General features: G+C 37.7%; 16 protein-coding genes and 1 pseudogene. 7 read left to right on the forward strand and 10 right to left on the reverse strand.

Annotated elements, in window-relative coordinates:
• Positions 1-24 precede the first annotated feature (24 nt).
• Entirely contained in the window at positions 25-498 is a 474-nt protein-coding gene (locus CBM24_RS12380) for a hypothetical protein (RefSeq protein WP_088161461.1), read from the forward strand.
• 12 nt (positions 499-510) lie between these two features.
• Here the strand turns inward: CBM24_RS12380 and CBM24_RS12385 are convergent, their stop codons facing one another.
• Positions 511-1,044, reverse strand: a complete 534-nt coding sequence (locus CBM24_RS12385) for an O-acetyl-ADP-ribose deacetylase (protein WP_088161462.1) — start codon at positions 1,042-1,044, stop codon at positions 511-513.
• Positions 1,045-1,327: 283 nt separating this feature from the next.
• Between CBM24_RS12385 and CBM24_RS12390 the strand changes: the two genes are divergently transcribed.
• A complete protein-coding gene (locus tag CBM24_RS12390) occupies positions 1,328-1,720 on the forward strand; it encodes a DoxX family protein (RefSeq protein ID WP_232475776.1) in 393 nt (130 codons plus the stop codon).
• A gap of 76 nt (positions 1,721-1,796) precedes the next feature.
• Here the strand turns inward: CBM24_RS12390 and CBM24_RS12395 are convergent, their stop codons facing one another.
• Positions 1,797-2,831 (reverse strand): metallophosphoesterase, encoded by a 1,035-nt coding sequence (locus CBM24_RS12395; protein ID WP_157698445.1) that lies wholly within the window; start codon positions 2,829-2,831, stop codon positions 1,797-1,799.
• Positions 2,832-3,330: 499 nt separating this feature from the next.
• Between CBM24_RS12395 and CBM24_RS12400 the strand changes: the two are divergent.
• Positions 3,331-3,683 (forward strand): annotated as a pseudogene (locus tag CBM24_RS12400) (winged helix-turn-helix transcriptional regulator).
• 78 nt (positions 3,684-3,761) lie between these two features.
• Here CBM24_RS12400 and CBM24_RS12405 read toward each other — a convergent pair.
• From CBM24_RS12405 to CBM24_RS12420, 4 genes are all read right to left on the reverse strand, one after another.
• Complete coding sequence (locus CBM24_RS12405) at positions 3,762-4,616, reverse strand: hypothetical protein (protein WP_088161465.1); 855 nt, start codon at positions 4,614-4,616, stop codon at positions 3,762-3,764.
• 21 nt (positions 4,617-4,637) lie between these two features.
• On the reverse strand, positions 4,638-4,952 hold the full coding sequence (locus tag CBM24_RS12410) for a hypothetical protein (RefSeq protein ID WP_088161466.1): 315 nt from the start codon (positions 4,950-4,952) through the stop codon (positions 4,638-4,640).
• Between the two features lie 94 nt (positions 4,953-5,046).
• On the reverse strand, positions 5,047-6,228 hold the full coding sequence (locus tag CBM24_RS12415) for a glycosyltransferase (RefSeq protein WP_088161467.1): 1,182 nt from the start codon (positions 6,226-6,228) through the stop codon (positions 5,047-5,049).
• Between the two features lie 298 nt (positions 6,229-6,526).
• The gene (locus CBM24_RS12420) at positions 6,527-7,003 is read right to left on the reverse strand and encodes a hypothetical protein (RefSeq protein WP_088161468.1); all 477 of its coding nucleotides are present in this window, start codon (positions 7,001-7,003) and stop codon (positions 6,527-6,529) included.
• Positions 7,004-7,235: 232 nt separating this feature from the next.
• Between CBM24_RS12420 and xth the strand changes: the two genes are divergently transcribed.
• Together xth and CBM24_RS12430 are read left to right on the forward strand one after the other, a co-directional pair.
• On the forward strand, positions 7,236-8,021 hold the full coding sequence (xth, locus tag CBM24_RS12425; protein ID WP_088161469.1) for an exodeoxyribonuclease III: 786 nt from the start codon (positions 7,236-7,238) through the stop codon (positions 8,019-8,021).
• A complete protein-coding gene (locus tag CBM24_RS12430) occupies positions 8,014-8,481 on the forward strand; it encodes an NUDIX domain-containing protein (RefSeq protein WP_088161470.1) in 468 nt (155 codons plus the stop codon). Before xth ends, CBM24_RS12430 begins: the two co-directional genes overlap by 8 nt.
• A 34-nt stretch (positions 8,482-8,515) precedes the next feature.
• Here CBM24_RS12430 and CBM24_RS12435 read toward each other — a convergent pair whose 3' ends face one another.
• Both CBM24_RS12435 and CBM24_RS12440 read right to left on the reverse strand, forming a co-directional pair.
• On the reverse strand, positions 8,516-8,926 hold the full coding sequence (locus CBM24_RS12435) for a DUF6157 family protein (RefSeq protein ID WP_088161471.1): 411 nt from the start codon (positions 8,924-8,926) through the stop codon (positions 8,516-8,518).
• A 124-nt stretch (positions 8,927-9,050) separates the two neighbouring features.
• Complete coding sequence (locus CBM24_RS12440; protein ID WP_088161472.1) at positions 9,051-9,521, reverse strand: hypothetical protein; 471 nt, start codon at positions 9,519-9,521, stop codon at positions 9,051-9,053.
• A 621-nt stretch (positions 9,522-10,142) separates the two neighbouring features.
• On the opposite strand from CBM24_RS12440, the gene CBM24_RS12445 reads away from it, so the two are divergent.
• Complete coding sequence (locus CBM24_RS12445; protein ID WP_088161473.1) at positions 10,143-12,317, forward strand: ATP-binding protein; 2,175 nt, start codon at positions 10,143-10,145, stop codon at positions 12,315-12,317.
• A 16-nt stretch (positions 12,318-12,333) separates the two neighbouring features.
• Here CBM24_RS12445 and dapB read toward each other — a convergent pair whose 3' ends face one another.
• Positions 12,334-13,137: a 4-hydroxy-tetrahydrodipicolinate reductase gene (gene dapB, locus CBM24_RS12450; RefSeq protein ID WP_088161474.1), complete on the reverse strand. Its 804-nt coding sequence runs from the start codon at positions 13,135-13,137 to the stop codon at positions 12,334-12,336.
• Positions 13,138-13,289: 152 nt separating this feature from the next.
• Between dapB and CBM24_RS12455 the strand changes: the two genes are divergently transcribed.
• Complete coding sequence (locus tag CBM24_RS12455; RefSeq protein ID WP_088161475.1) at positions 13,290-14,375, forward strand: hypothetical protein; 1,086 nt, start codon at positions 13,290-13,292, stop codon at positions 14,373-14,375.
• Positions 14,376-14,878: 503 nt separating this feature from the next.
• On the opposite strand, the gene CBM24_RS12460 is transcribed toward CBM24_RS12455, so the two are convergent.
• The gene (locus CBM24_RS12460; protein ID WP_075992529.1) at positions 14,879-15,115 is read right to left on the reverse strand and encodes a hypothetical protein; all 237 of its coding nucleotides are present in this window, start codon (positions 15,113-15,115) and stop codon (positions 14,879-14,881) included.
• Between the last annotated feature and the right edge of the window lie 99 nt (positions 15,116-15,214).

Raw genomic sequence — 15,214 nt, forward strand, 5'->3', positions numbered from 1 at the left:
TTAAAAATAAGGAGAAAATACGAAATGAAAAAAATTATCATCGTTGCTGTCTACTGTGTTGTTTTGTTTATGTCGTGTAACAATAGGGATGAAGATAGGGGAAATGATGAGGTTGCTGAAGTATCTCAAAATGGAATAGTCTCGGTCGTAAAATCATACTTTCTCTATCATGAAATAAGAAATGTAGACTATGCTATCTATATCAATGACGTATTGGCAGGACAATCTCATGAAAATGATGGTATTCCGGGGCCCTATAAACTGAACCAGTATATAACTTCATCAGGAAAGCAAATTGTGAAAATGATCATATCTGCCAACAGTCGAGAAAGAGAGATCACTCCGGAAATATTGGGAGAAATCAGTAAGAATGCGGGTATATATTTGCTCTTAAATAAAGATTTTGAGAATATTAAGGAACTCAAAAAACTGCAATTTCCACACATCGAAAAGTCTGTTCCTTCCTATGAATGTATATGGGAATTTGAAACGGAGTAGGATAATTTTTCCCTAGTCTTGCATCACTAGCTGATCGACCAGCCGGAAGTTTTCATCGTCAAAACAGACTATTTTGACTTGCGTAAGTGTTGTATCCGCCATCAGAAACTGCGTAATGACGCGGATGGATATTTGAGCCGCTAGTTCTTTCGGGAATCTGTAAATCCCTGTACTGATATTGGGAAAGGCTATCGAACGGCAACCATTTTCTACAGCTAATCTGAGTGCATTATAATAGCAGCTTTCTAATTTTTCAATTTCGTGATTTTTCCCTCCATTCCACACAGGGCCAACTGTATGAATTACATATTTAGCGGCTAGCTTGCCTGCAGTTGTAATGACGGCTTCGCCGACCTTGCAGCCTCCTTGTTTAGCCACAATGTTACGGCACCCTTCCAGAATTTCCGGCCCACCGGCGCGATGAATAGCGCCATCTACACCTCCACCTCCAAGTAACGACGTGTTGGCAGCATTTACAATAACATCGACTGTAATTTTTGTTATATCGCCCTTTACTACGGTTATTTTATCGGTATTATGTGACATAAGATTAATCTTAATTCAAAGATATGAAAAATAAAATAGCAGGTCTAACCAGTGTATTAGGGGGATAGCTATTGAAGTTAATGTCTCAGATAAAAAGTGAAATAAAATATTGTGTAGTCAAATATCTACACTTATATTTGTAGTCAAATAACTACATAATAAGGAGCGGTCGGTAAAAGACCCCGCATATTTTAGGAAATAAGAATAAGACCAAGTGTTGAAGATAAGAGAGGTGACTATTAATGTGAAGTAATTAACAATATAATAAGTAAATCATAGCATTATGAAAAGGAATAGGATAATTTATTGGATAGCGACCGTATGGTTGGCTGTAGGATTATTGTCAACTGCTATCATACAGATTTTTAAAATTCAAACGGAAGGAGCAGGCGGGATACAAAATGTTACTCATTTGGGATATCCGAGTTATATACTTCCTTTACTTGGAATTTGGAAGCTTTTAGCCGTGGTTGCCTTGCTTTGGCCCAAAAGACCTCTTTGGAAAGAATGGGCATATGCGGGTATTTTCTTTACCGCTACTGGTGCTTTGTATTCACATATTGCATTGGGAGATTCTTTCGCTTTAATGGCTCCGGCACTATTATATATTATTCTAATTGCTACTTCTTGGTATTTCAGACCAGCCGATAGGAAATTCGATTGGAAATCGTGTTGAAATCTGTGGTGAATTTAATGAGTTACCCGAAAATATGCACTGGATTACCGACTCATCAGGAACAGTATTTAATGCTTTAACCTTTACTCTTCAGATGAAATATAGTGATTTCTGGTAGTATCCCAACTCGGCTTGGATAATCCAGATAACCGAATCCAACATTTACGTACAGTGCCTGATGCTTTTCACGGTACAGGCCGGCCCATTCACGGTAAGCATATTTCACTGGACTCCACTGATAATTCGGGTTGTTATAACCGAATTGTCCCCCATGTGTGTGTCCACTGAAAGTGACGTCGATTGTGGGATATTTGGGTATGATCTCCGCGCGCCAATGGGAGGGATCGTGTGAAAGCATAAAGTTGATGGGCGAAGATTTATCTACTTTAGACATGGCCAGATCGATATTCCCATAATTTTTGGGATTATTTGCTCCCCAATTTTCGACGCCTATAATGGTAATCTTTTCGTTATTCAGTATCAGTTCTTTCGATTCATTGAGAAGTAGTTGCCAGCCTAGTTGTTGATGAATGGATTTGAGATTTGAAAGATTTTGTTCCTTGGTCAAGTTCATTTGATCAAAGAAATGATATCTGTTAAAATGATACTCTCCATAATCGTGGTTTCCAAGTATAGAGAATGTGCCTAATGGAGCCTTCACTTTATCAAATATGGATAAATAGTCCTCCATTTCGGCAGCAAAATCATTGACTAGATCCCCTGTAAAAAAGATGATGTCAGGCTTCTGTGCTAACAAGAGGTCAATCCCTTTTTTTACAGCAGTTGAATTAAATAGACTACCTGCATGTATATCGGAAATTTGCGCTATCGTAATTCCTTCAAATGATTTCGGTAAATTAGGTAAGATTAAATCGAGGTGGTTAACCTGGTACTTATACAAATTGAAGGCAAATCCACGTGTAAGTGCAACGATGGGAACACTGGCTAGCAGAAGGCCGCTTTTGACTATAAAATCTGATCTTTTTATAGGCGGTAAATTTCCAGCCTGTTTCGGCGAAGATTTATTTTTTTTAAAACCTTTTTTGATTATTTTGAAAGTATATACAATAGTATCAATACCGATAAAGAAAAGACAGATTATCTTACCCAATAGCAACGAAAGCGGAAAAAATACGAAACAGGCAGATTCAAAACTAGTCCATTTAAAAAATAAATTAAGAAATATGCATAGATAGGAAAGTATACTGACAGACCACCAGACTATGTTTAGTAGCTTTGGATTGGATTTCCAAATTGACAATGTCCGAATTCTTAAGAAGATTAAAAGATCTAAAAAAATGAATAGCATTAAAATTTTTAGATAAGCATAGAACTGTTGGAGCATATTCGAAGTCTAACTAATTTGGATCAGGCATATTTGGAATGAATAATTGGATTACAAAACCTAAAATAGGTGTTTTTTTTCGTAATCATAATTTCAGTGTTAAATTATTTTCATAGATAAAGACTATTACGCTTTGGAGCCTATAACCTCCTATTGCTTTGTGTCATATTATTGACGAATGTGATGTCACAGATGTAGGGTAGAAGTTTTAAATTTGTCCCCTATTTGCAACGGATTGTACGCTATTAAAGAAATTTTAAATAACATGGGAAAACGAAAAGAAAATTCGACAAATAGGATTAATGAACAATATATTATTGAATGTGATTTAGCATATGCTGTATGCAAGATCGGCGGCCGATGGAAGTTGCTGATACTTGCTAAATTGCAGCATGGAAAGTTGCGGTTTGGTGAAATTAAACAATTGATTACAGGGATTACAGATCGCATGCTCACCTTGCAGCTCAAAGAGTTGGAAAAGCAAGGACTTGTTAAAAGGATTGCTTATGCAGAAGTGCCCCCCGAGTGGAATATCAATTGACTGAGATTGCGGCAGAACTTATCCCTATTTGGTGTCAGTTGGAAAAATGGGGCGCCAAGCATAAAATGATAACGTAACGACAACGTTGTTTTCTGTAATTTTTTTATCAATACCTAAATCAAAAAAGATGATTATGGGCGCACTGGAAATTCACACTATGATTGTTTCTTAAAGATTTTTATTTCAGAAAATCGACCTTGTTTTAGATCCCAGGTATATTCGAAGGCAATGGAATAGCCTAAAGATCTAATTTTCCACACCTGGTCTTTTTCATGGTCAATTATATAGTGTATGAACCCTGACATTGCATTTTTTCCAATTTCTTCAATATCTTGATTAAAGGGGATAATGCTATTTGAAAATGAAAATAGCCGCTGTGCAGCTTCATCGGGTTGTAGCATATTGTTTTTTAAAGTTTGTGTCAATTGTATATTTTCATCGGAAGATAAATGTAATTCCTGCCAGCTCGCATCCAAACCGTTTCCTTTTTCTATATCCTTGAGTATTTCATTTTGAACCTTTATAAAACGGGGCTGATTTTTTAGGTAAAACGCCGATAATCGCTTATCAATAGTATCTTGCCATTCTTGAGGACTGACTTGCTGTATATCTGTTGATGAATAGCTGTTCCAGCGTATTTCATCCATTTCTTGATAAAGTTTCTCTAATTCATTGGTTGGCTTCTGAATTACGAACGGGAACTGAAGTCGTAAATATTCCGCTTTATTGGGCAGCGTATATTCCGAATGATCGATAACCATAGTTTGTAGATCCAGATTAAACCTAAGCATATAAAGCCTATTTACTAGCCAAATTTGCCAAATATCCTCTTTTAACTGTTTAGCGAATACTTGATTTCCAAAGGTATAAGCTATTGTAGCTTCGTTTGTTCCTGTATTCGATTGCTGATAAATCACAGGTTGAATAATTCCACTGATAAGTCGGCCTATTTCAATAGGCCGATAACATTGCAGCAAGGTTACTGTCGTGAATTGTGGGGTTCCCAACATTTTCGATAGCTCCGCAGGAGGCTAGCTATCAAAAATAAATGCATTAAGTACTGATGGCGGAGCCTGTATTTTTTTTAAATATTTTTTGCGCAATCGTGTTAAGTCAGCATGCTCTTTGTGAGCATACGCAACGATTGGATTAAATAATGCATTTTGTTGTTCTTTCGTTAAGGTTGAATCTGTTATTTTGCTTCCTAATTCAGTAATAAATTTCAAAAATTCCTTTTGCGTCCTTTCCTTTTGATTCCTCAGTTCGCGATCAAAAATCTGGCCCGTACAAGTGAGCGCCATCAATAATAAAAGAACTGTTGACAGCGCTATTTTCGAATATATCATGTGCTGATGGATTTTATCTTAATGTTAGCGTACAAAGATCGTCTTTTTACTTAACATGCATATCATATAAAATGTTTATGCTTTTTCTATCATTTTACGCTTCCCTTTTTAGATCCATTGCAATATATTGTTCATAATCAATTAAAGATCTTACTGGAGTTGCTAACCCTTGTAGAAGCTCCAGATACGTTTTTGCCACATTTGCCCAAACTGTTTGTTCACCATAACTACGCGCTTTGAAACGATGCCAGGCTAGTAATCGATGTGATTGGTACAGCATTTTAATATTAGCACGCATTGCGGCGATATCGTTGAATGGACTCAGGATACCACGTTCGTCTTTCAATAAATCTTTTGCATGCCAGTATGGTGTCGAAATAACAGCTGCACCTGCACCCACAGCAAAGGATAAGGTACCACTGCTGATTTGCTGTTCGTGTGGATAAGGAGACAGATAAATATCACAGGCTGTTAAATACTCCTTAAGCTCCTCGTCCGTTAAGAATTTATCGATAAAAACAACCTTGTCCTGTAAACCAAGCTGATCGACTAAATTTTGGAGTTCAAAACGGTAAGATTCCCCTTCATGGGCCAGAACATTTGGATGTGTTTTTCCGATGATCAGGTATTTGAATCCTGGGAGCTCAACTTCCGACAAGGATTGAATGGCATATTCCAATCCTTTACTTCTTCCGATGAGACCAAAAGTCATCATTACAAAATTGTGTTGAAGGTTTAATCTGTATTTGGCAAGTCCCTGATTGTGATCAAAATGTGGTACGCCATGTGGTATCACTTTAATCTTATCTGTAAGGGTGGAGTCGAATTGCTCCTCTAATAATTCGATACCTTTGGGCGATAAACTAACAACTGCCTGAGATTTCTTCAACAACAGCTCGGTGATTTCCTTCTGCTGCAATGATGGGGTTTGAAGAATGGTATGAAACACGGTTAGCAGGGGTATCTTTAGATTATTGGCAATTTGTGTTATGAAAATGCCATCGGCTCCTCCAAATATTCCAAATTCATGTTGAATAATGCAATAATCATATTCCTCATTAATAATACGAGTTGCCTGATGATAACTATCGAGTCGATCCCTGTAAATGACAAATCGAGTCGATGGGTCAAAATCTTCCGAACCGAGTTTAGATACAGCGACAATATCGATTTGAACATTCGGATCGAGCTCCATTCCCTGTTTGAGATCTTTGGTAAATGTTGCTAGCCCACATTCTTGTGGGGGACAAGTGCTTATGATTGCTATTTTTTTCATATGACTTAATCCTCCTTTACATCATTTTGTACGTCTTCAACTGGAAGATCTAGAATCGCCATTAACAACAAATAGTAGCCCTTCTCTAGACCCATTTTTTCCGCTTTTTTATCGATATTTTCCATATTCAGTACCTTGTTTGAGTTTAAATTCTTTTACTATTGTTGGATCAAAAGTTATACCCAAAGCAGGTTGAAAAGCTTTAACCGTAGTTTTTGAAAGGAAATAACGTAGCTTAAGTGAGATAGTTCCGAAAAAAACAGGTCGATTACGTATTTATAGCGCTACAGAATCTGATTTATTTTTCGACTTTCTCTTTTTTCCTTCGAGGGACAGGTGGTTTTACGTCAACTGCAGTGGCGGAACTTTTACTTTGAACATCCTTTACCTTAAGAGACTTACTTTCGATATCGTTGTGGTCTGTATCCGCTTGTTTGGTAACTGGCTTTTTTGTTGTATCGGCATTTCTATTTGCTGCACTTTTGGCGGGTATTGTGATTTTTTCTGCAGTATCATTTAGCGTAGGATCAACGGCCGGCTGATCAAGATCTTTCTTGGGGGAAGCCTTAGTCTTACTATCGGTCTTTTTAAGTTCTCGATGGTTTAATTTCTTAATTTTCTTCTTTTTGATACCCTTACTTAATAATTTAGCTGCTTTTTCTATGCGAGAGTTGAGTTTTTTGTCACTTAAATAATCTTTTAGGTACGGTAGTGAATCTTTTATGTTAATGACAATGTCATTTCGAAAGACTTTTTTAGGGGATGTTTCTGCCATGATCGAATGTTTTATATATATATGGTTATATAAATATAATATTAATTTAATGTTATTTAACCTGTTTATGAAAGATTTTAACGTGAATAGCGCCATTGACCTGCAAGACAGGAGGAATAAAGGATTCCTTCCAGACTGGACTTGTTAAATTATACTATTAAATTTTTCTGAGAAGTTCTCAAACAATTAAAAAGCTTCTTTGGTTGTCTATTTTAGTTAGAAGGACAATTTCATGAAAATAGCCACCTATAATATTAATGGCATCAACGCACGTCTTCCTGTGTTGTTACGTTGGTTAGCAGAAGAGTCGCCTGATGTCGTATGTCTGCAGGAGTTGAAATCTCCGCAGGAACGTTTTCCATTGCAAGAAATTAATGATATCGGGTATCATGCGGTTTGGCATGGTCAGAAAAGTTGGAACGGAGTTGCGGTACTTTCCAAATATGAGATCGAAGAAGTAGCTAGAGCACTTCCTGGCGATCCCGAAGATGTACAAAGTCGTTATTTGGAGGTTATGGTCCAGCAAGTCGTGATTTGCTGTCTTTATCTGCCCAATGGCAACCCGTTTCCGGGGCCCAAATTTGACTATAAATTGACGTGGATCGAGCGCTTAGCAAAGCGGGCCAAAACGCTGCTTAGTATGGATGTTCCAGCGATACTCATTGGGGATTTTAATATTATTCCAACAGAAATGGATACGTATAAACCCGAAAAATATGTCAACGATGCATTGTTTAGAAAGGAGGTGAAGGAGGCTTTCAGTCAGCTTCTTGAAGAGGGCTGGCAGGATTCTATTCGTCAGCTTTTCCCAGATCAGCAGGTTTATACGTTCTGGGATTACTTTCGCCAGGCTTACAGTCGAAATGCTGGTTTACGTATCGACCATATCTTATTGAGCCCTTCAATTCAGGATCGTTTAATTGAAGGCGGAATTGATCGCGATGTTCGCGGATGGGAGAAGAGTAGCGATCATGCGCCTACATGGATTCGATTACGAAATATCAGCATGAATGGCTAAGAAGATAAATACCAGTGCGGGATTGTTATTGTATAAATTTCAGGCCTTAGAAATTTATTTTTTCTTAGTACATCCTGGAGGACCCTATTTTACTAAAAAAGATGAAGGCTCGTGGACAATCCCTAAAGGGGAAATCGATTTGAACGAAGATGAACTTGATGCGGCCAAAAGAGAGTTTATTGAAGAGACAGGCTATCTTCCCCGTGGAAATTTTATTGCGCTAAATGCTATTCAACAAAAAGGAGGCAAAATAGTTAAGTGCTGGGCAATTGAAGGAGATATAGATCCTGCTAGACTTGTAAGCAATACCTTTGAAATGGAATGGCCGCCGAAATCAGGGAAAATGCAAACTTATCCTGAAATAGACCGTGGCGATTGGTTTACATTTACGGAAGCCAGGAAGAAAATAAACGAACGACAGATTTCTTTTCTGGAGCAAGTTATTGCTCATGGGAAATGAATGCTTATTTCAACACAAGTTTATTCTGCAAACGCTACCTAGCAGATTTCATTGCTTTAACTTTTGTTGTATTTTCATCCGCTACAAATTTCCGATAAATAGCTGTTTCCATTCCGCATAAGGCGACCTTGCCTTCACTATTACTATGAATCCCATACCCATATGTCTTTGTAAGAGGGGAGGCGCGCAGGCATGCTTGTCCTTTAGAGAAAAAAACTGTTCTTGCTTCGGGATATTCGTCTGGCGTTAGGTTCCTTCTTTCCGCATAGACTTGGAAAATAATATCGTCAGATGTATACTGATAAGGCGCTGCGGCGATCAATTCATATTGTCTTTCAGCTATGGTTTTATGACGTTTTGATGGTGGAATAGTACCCTTAACTACTTTGGTATCTGTAGCAGCTTCAATTAAAGTATTGAAGTAATTTGTCGAATGGTTTTTCATAATTTTTATTTTTCTTTAATCAAAAGGCATGTAATGATAGAAACAAAAATAATAGAATATCTTGCGATCTGATAGTGGATCGCAAGATATCTTATGAATTACCGATTATTGTTGCTGTTCTATATTACAGCGCTGCTTTTATAGCGGCTAGGCAATCGGACTGATATTTCATGATATTATCTTTATCCGAAGCAGAGATTTTTCCTTCAACAAGATTTTTTTCAATCTCATTTTTTATATCCAATATCGATTTTTCTTTATCCAATGCTTTTTCTGCAGTTTCTGCATTGATACGGTCTACCCAGGTTTTGCCTAGCTTTGTATAAAGCTCTTTAGCTTTAGCATTGGAGAGTACTGGGGCAGTCACTGAAGCAATTGCTGCATTGGCCGCGGCTTTATCTGAATAAACGACTGCTTCCGCATCTTTTGTTGCAGCATCTTCTGAGGTTTTCATGGCCTCTTCATTAGCGTCAGCTGCTTTTTCCTCCGCATTTTCCATGTGCTCGGTTGCTTTTTCTTGTGGTGTTTGATTGTTACATGAAACTAGAATTGCTGCAGTCGCTAATGAAGCGAATAATGTTTTGTTTGAAATCATAATATTATTTATTTAGTGACAATGTTTAAATGACAAGATTTACTGATGAATAGTTTTACTAACTAAAGATTAACATCCTATCTTTGCGTAAATATTACGGAAAATGTGGTTTATACTTGTTTTGTTGTAATTAGTTCATTATGAGTTTTGTGGCGGTTTGCTTCAGGACTTCTTAATCTATTAGCCAATAATATAAAACCGTATAAAAATTTCGCCGATCGCTTAAATTCTTTCGAATTCTTTATATGACGTTATTTATACTTTAATTGAGTAATATCCAAGATAATCCAAACAAAGTCGTAAAAAGTATTGTTAATTAAATACAGACTGCTTGTCCGGTCATGAAGAAAGTTTTAAAAGCTAGGCACCTTTCCAACCTAGCTTTTTTATTTTTCACCGAATAGCCAATTAATAGGCTTCAATACCAGCCATCCAGATTACTCAGATTCTGAATAATTATTGCACAATCGTTTGATCCGCTTTTAGTAGTTATTTTTTTCTATATTAGCCTTAGATATGACATGTTTGAAGAGGGGTGCTAGATTTTATTATGCGTGGCAAATTATCTCTTTCGAGAATTTCCTGTTATTAGTAAATTAAAAGATTAAAAACTAGCAAAATATGCGTCAACTGGAGTGCCACGAAGAAGAAATCCAACTATGCGGTAAAATCCAATATTTCGGTTTCCTTTGTATTTTTGATGAGAGTGGGTGTATTGCCGCAAGTGAAAACCTATCTGCATTGCTCGATATTCCTATGAGGGGAATCTTAGGGAGATCGATCGAGCAGCTATTGCCTTTGATATCGTCCGAACCGGAGTTGAATCTCAAAGAAATAGAAAAACAGATCACAGGGGAGATATTTACACGTTTTGTAGAACGTATCCGTATCAAAAATGTAGATTATTATCTAAGCATTTACCGGTATGATGAGAAAACATATCTTGAAATTGAGATTTGTAGTGAGAATCAATTAAAAGCGACTCGTTTATTCTATTATGCGAAATACCTTGAAGAGCGTCATGGTAATGCTTGGCAATCATTGACTGTACTGATCCGCCAGATTATTGGTTTTGATCGTGTCATGGTATACCGTTTTGAAGAGGACAATAGCGGACAGGTAATTGCAGAGTCCATTGCAGACGGGATGACCTCATTGATGGGGTACCGTTATCCAGAATTTGATATTCCGGCACAAGCACGCGCGCTATATGTTAAATTCCCTGCACGCCATGTAGCAGATATTGAGGCACCAACTATTGCTATACAGGGCCTGGAGGCAAGTGAAGTAGACCTGACTCGTTGTAGCCTCAGAGCGTTGTCTCCCGTGCATTTACAGTATCTTAAGAATGCGGGTGCACGTGCCAGTGCCAGTTTTTCTATCGTTATCGAGGGAAGACTCTGGGGACTTGTGGCCTGCCAGAATAGTCTACCTTTGAATGTGGACCTTGCCCAACGTCACTTATGCGCCTTCTTAACGCAGTACGCTATAAATTATTACCTTTCAGAATATCAAAGGGAAAGTCTTGTCGCGCAGACTATTATGGGGGTTATGGAACGTGACCTGAAGTCTGAATTATTGGTGAACAATGATATCGGAATGGTGCTTGAACGCTTCGCTCCGCAAATTTTGGAAATAGTTGAGGCAGACGGATTGGTAATCAAACATGACCGTGGTTCCAAAACTTGGGGTGAAGTACCGACGGAATTAGAGCAACGACAGATTGATCTGTATATAGAAAAACAGGGCGAGAGTGACTTATTTTTCACATCAAATTTTGTTCCTGATAGGGCCCACTCAGCACAATCGCTCATATTTCCTGGTATTTTACGGATAAATATTCTTCCCAGCAATAAATGGTACATCTATTTATTCCGGAAAGAGCACGTATATGAAGATGTGTGGGCAGGGAGACCGGAAAAAATATATCATTACGATCCCGAAAGGGAAATAGAGTTTCCGTCACCCAGGACATCATTTGAAGCCTGGCGTGAAACGATGAAAGGCAAGTCTATTAAATGGAAAAAAACGGAGCTTTCCTTCATTGAAAAAGTTGCACAAATAACCCAACAGGCTATTGCGCAACGGGGCGGGGAGATTGCTCAGCTCAATAAGGAGCTCGTAAGATCAAACAATGCCTTAGATACGTTTGGCTATACATTGACTCACGATCTTAAAAACCCTCTTTCTTCCATAAAGCTTGCTGCACAGATGATGTTGATGAAAGATGATCTTCCGAAAGAGATGTTGCGAAAAATGGCAACGAATATCATCGATGCAACAGGACTGATAACAGAAATGATGGATAAGGTTTATCAACTCACACAGTCTAATTATGTAGCATTCAAAACAGAACTGATCGATCCGCGAAACAAAATTCTTAATATTCTCGAAAGTTGCAAGCAGCAGTTTGACAGTACAAGTTTGGAATTTGTCTTAGGGGAGACCTGGCCCATTCTCGGGGAAAGAACACTGTTATATCAGCTGTTTTTAAATCTGATCGGCAACGCGGTAAAATATAGCAGTAAAAAAGATCAACCAAGGGTGGAAGTTTATAGTGAAAAACACGGCCATTCAGTTTACTATTATATTAAAGACAATGGCATTGGAATGGATATTCAGGATGACAGTAATATATTTGACATTTTTAAACGGCTGTCAAATTCGCAGGGCTTTGAAGGATCGGGGATTGGACTTTCCATCGTCAAACGTATAGCGGATCGTCTTGATGCCAAGGTTACTGTAGAAAGCAATCTCAGCGTGGGTACAACGTTCTGTGTTAAATTTAGAGGTTGATAGATAATGATGTAATTTACAAATCCATTATGGTATCTAAACCACGTTTTAATCCTTTAAAGGTACCCATTTTGGTAAGGGCAATCTTAATGCCATTCAGATAGGGTGCTACACCAGTTCCAGCTTCATGTTTGATGATTAATTTTTCATCTTCCATACCAAAGATTGTTTCTACACCTAATACATAACCCGGCAGTCTTATCGCATGCACTTGAATACCATTGATATCACCACCACGAGTCTCTTTGTTTCCGAGGGTATCCTTTATGGGTACTTCAACCTTCGGCGTTTTAATTTTGGAAAGACTATAGGCTAATTCTGCGACTGTGCCGCTTGGTGAGTCCACCTTTCTTTGGGATGCATAATCTATAATTTCAAATTGATCAATATATTGAGCAGCAGTCTCCGCAAATTTTTTCAACAAAACAGCGGTGATCGAAAAATTACCGGCGGCGAGTACGGATACCGCGCTTTCTTTCGCATGCTCTTCAATTTCCTCATAATCCTGATTTGAGAGCCCTGAAGTCCCAATAAGGACATGCCTACTTTTATCTATCGCATTCAGGATGTTCTTCTTGGCAATAAGTGGACTGGTAAAGTCAATTAAAATATCAAAATCAATATCCCCCATTGCATTTTCTATTGTATCAAATAGGGGAATCGGAGACGTTTTTATCTTTAGAATCTCAGCGAGATTTTCTCCTGCATAAGAGCGTGAAAGCCCGCCAACCAATTTATAGTTTGTATCGTCGATTATATTTTTACTCAATTCTTTACCGACCCAGCCTGTTGCTCCTGCAATAAACACCTTTTTCATCATTGTTTTTTTAACTATTAATAACTATAAATAAGCTGTTTTTGTTTCGATAATCACCTAAATGAGGTAATACTTACTTTTATTTTACACAAACAAGAAGGATCTTTAATTTGTTGTTATGAGTAAAGTGTGTTCAATTTTTTAACTATTTGTCCATGATTATGACCGAAAAACAACTTCTACAAATGCTTATCCGAGTTCAGGATGAGTTATGCATTACCATTTCCATCAATACCCATCGCACACATCCTGATAACTTAAGCGACCGAATAAAGATTAAAAATTTTATCGGAGAAGCGATTGATAGACTAACGGATAAGTATGATAAGAGGGTCGTTGCTGGCCTTATCAAACAATTGGAACAGATAGCGCATGAACTTGATATTAATTATAATCTTGAAAGTCTGCATATCTTTGTTTCAGATACAATCGCAGAAGTTTTCAAGTCATCATGGGAGACAAACCAAGAAGGTGTCCATATTAGCAATACATTTGCTGTACGCCCTTTGGTTAAGGAAATTGGCCGTCAAACCAGTTATCTTGTGATGTTGCTCTCGCAAAGCGGTGTTCATCTTTTTCGTGCTTTGAACGGTCGTATTGTTGAGGATATCAGTAGTGAAGAGTTTCCAATTGCCGAAAATCAATTTTACAATACATTTCCCGATAAAAGTAGCGATGCTAAACATCTTGATGACCTCTTAAGGGAATATCTTAATCGGGTAGACAAAGCGCTTCTGCGTTATATTGGGGACACAAAGAGTGTAACACTCGTGTTTTGCACGGAGAATAATTATAGTAAGCTCTTACAGGTTGCGGATAGACCTTCTATCTATTATGGATACTTACCTATAGATTACAATAACATTGAAACACATCAGTTGGAGAGCCGTGCCTGGAATTTTATGAAACAGGAACTGGTACGAAAAAATGAAGACTACTTCAAAGAGCTGGAAGAAGCTGTGGGCAAAGGTTTAGTGATCACTGATCTGCAAGAAATTTATCGTGCATGTCAAGATGGCCGTGGGGATATCCTGGTCGTTCAAGAGAGCTTCCATCAAGCCGTAAAGATTCTTTCAGATCAGGATATAGCTATCGTAGACAATCCTATCGGATTGGATACGGTCGACGATATTAGCAGCCTATTGGCCCTATTGATCGATGAAAGGGGCGGACAAACCGTATACGTTCCCCAGATACCGAATGAGGAATTGCAACCTATTGCCCTTAAGATTAGGTACTAGCCTAGATTAAGTGTACAATGGTAATTAAGATGGTTATTATTCATTGCTGGGTTAATTGTCAATCGAACTACGTCGCTCGTTCATTTTCATCGTACTGAATCGCGATTTCGACGAAAAAGAAGACAAGACAATCATTCCCGCTCGGAGACTAATAAACTAGTATTTATATTTGAAGAGTAAATCGGTAATGAAACTTACAATACATGGCAGCAGAGACGATCGAATGAGGCGCTCGAAGAACATGTGAACCTTGATTAATTTTTATGGAAAATGAATTTTAAATGCATCGTTTAGATAAGTGGTCCGATAGTACATTCTTTATCCCGAAAAAAAATATACCTATTTTATAAAGTAATCGATCAATTTGATTGTGCAAAAGCCTCTCGATTTTCCAAAAATCAGAGGCTTTGTTTTTAGTCTCAGGTCAACGGTAATCTTTAAAATAATAAGGCCAATTCTGTGGAAAAGGCCTTGTTATTTAAATTGTTCAATCTAGGTGAGTTTTAATCATTTCCATGATCCTCTGTCGCAAATGAAAATTTAACTGATTTTTGCGGATAAGCCTCCATACTCTTACGGCTTGTATTTTTGATAATGGTTTTGATACTAACGCGATCGCCCAATTTATAGTAAGTTTCTACGGTCTGATAATCCAGTAGGTAGGGACCACAAAAGTAGTTCCCATTATCATCTTTTTCGATGATTCCCTGATAAAGCCCTGTTCTTGTCTCTTTTGGCATGTTAATTTAATTTGAAGAACAAAGGTAGCAAGAGTATTTGGAGAAAATGATATGAAAGATGAAATTAGGGACATTTTATTAAAATCTGAAAAGACAGCT

Origin of the sequence: Sphingobacterium sp. G1-14, assembly GCF_002196555.1 — a bacterium.
GTDB classification, from domain to species: domain Bacteria; phylum Bacteroidota; class Bacteroidia; order Sphingobacteriales; family Sphingobacteriaceae; genus Sphingobacterium; species Sphingobacterium siyangense.

What these genes read in the sequence shown, in the direction of transcription:
- CBM24_RS12380 (WP_088161461.1), top strand. Translation starts at nt 25, where the DNA reads ATGAAAAAAATTATCATCGTTGCTGTCTACTGTGTTGTTTTGTTTATG.
- CBM24_RS12385 (WP_088161462.1), bottom strand. Translation starts at nt 1,044, where the DNA reads ATGTCACATAATACCGATAAAATAACCGTAGTAAAGGGCGATATAACA.
- CBM24_RS12390 (WP_232475776.1), top strand. Translation starts at nt 1,328, where the DNA reads ATGAAAAGGAATAGGATAATTTATTGGATAGCGACCGTATGGTTGGCT.
- CBM24_RS12405 (WP_088161465.1), bottom strand. Translation starts at nt 4,616, where the DNA reads ATGTTGGGAACCCCACAATTCACGACAGTAACCTTGCTGCAATGTTAT.
- CBM24_RS12410 (WP_088161466.1), bottom strand. Translation starts at nt 4,952, where the DNA reads ATGATATATTCGAAAATAGCGCTGTCAACAGTTCTTTTATTATTGATG.
- CBM24_RS12415 (WP_088161467.1), bottom strand. Translation starts at nt 6,228, where the DNA reads ATGAAAAAAATAGCAATCATAAGCACTTGTCCCCCACAAGAATGTGGG.
- CBM24_RS12420 (WP_088161468.1), bottom strand. Translation starts at nt 7,003, where the DNA reads ATGGCAGAAACATCCCCTAAAAAAGTCTTTCGAAATGACATTGTCATT.
- xth (WP_088161469.1), top strand. Translation starts at nt 7,236, where the DNA reads ATGAAAATAGCCACCTATAATATTAATGGCATCAACGCACGTCTTCCT.
- CBM24_RS12430 (WP_088161470.1), top strand. Translation starts at nt 8,014, where the DNA reads ATGGCTAAGAAGATAAATACCAGTGCGGGATTGTTATTGTATAAATTT.
- CBM24_RS12435 (WP_088161471.1), bottom strand. Translation starts at nt 8,926, where the DNA reads ATGAAAAACCATTCGACAAATTACTTCAATACTTTAATTGAAGCTGCT.
- CBM24_RS12440 (WP_088161472.1), bottom strand. Translation starts at nt 9,521, where the DNA reads ATGATTTCAAACAAAACATTATTCGCTTCATTAGCGACTGCAGCAATT.
- CBM24_RS12445 (WP_088161473.1), top strand. Translation starts at nt 10,143, where the DNA reads ATGCGTCAACTGGAGTGCCACGAAGAAGAAATCCAACTATGCGGTAAA.
- dapB (WP_088161474.1), bottom strand. Translation starts at nt 13,137, where the DNA reads ATGATGAAAAAGGTGTTTATTGCAGGAGCAACAGGCTGGGTCGGTAAA.
- CBM24_RS12455 (WP_088161475.1), top strand. Translation starts at nt 13,290, where the DNA reads ATGATTATGACCGAAAAACAACTTCTACAAATGCTTATCCGAGTTCAG.
- CBM24_RS12460 (WP_075992529.1), bottom strand. Translation starts at nt 15,115, where the DNA reads ATGCCAAAAGAGACAAGAACAGGGCTTTATCAGGGAATCATCGAAAAA.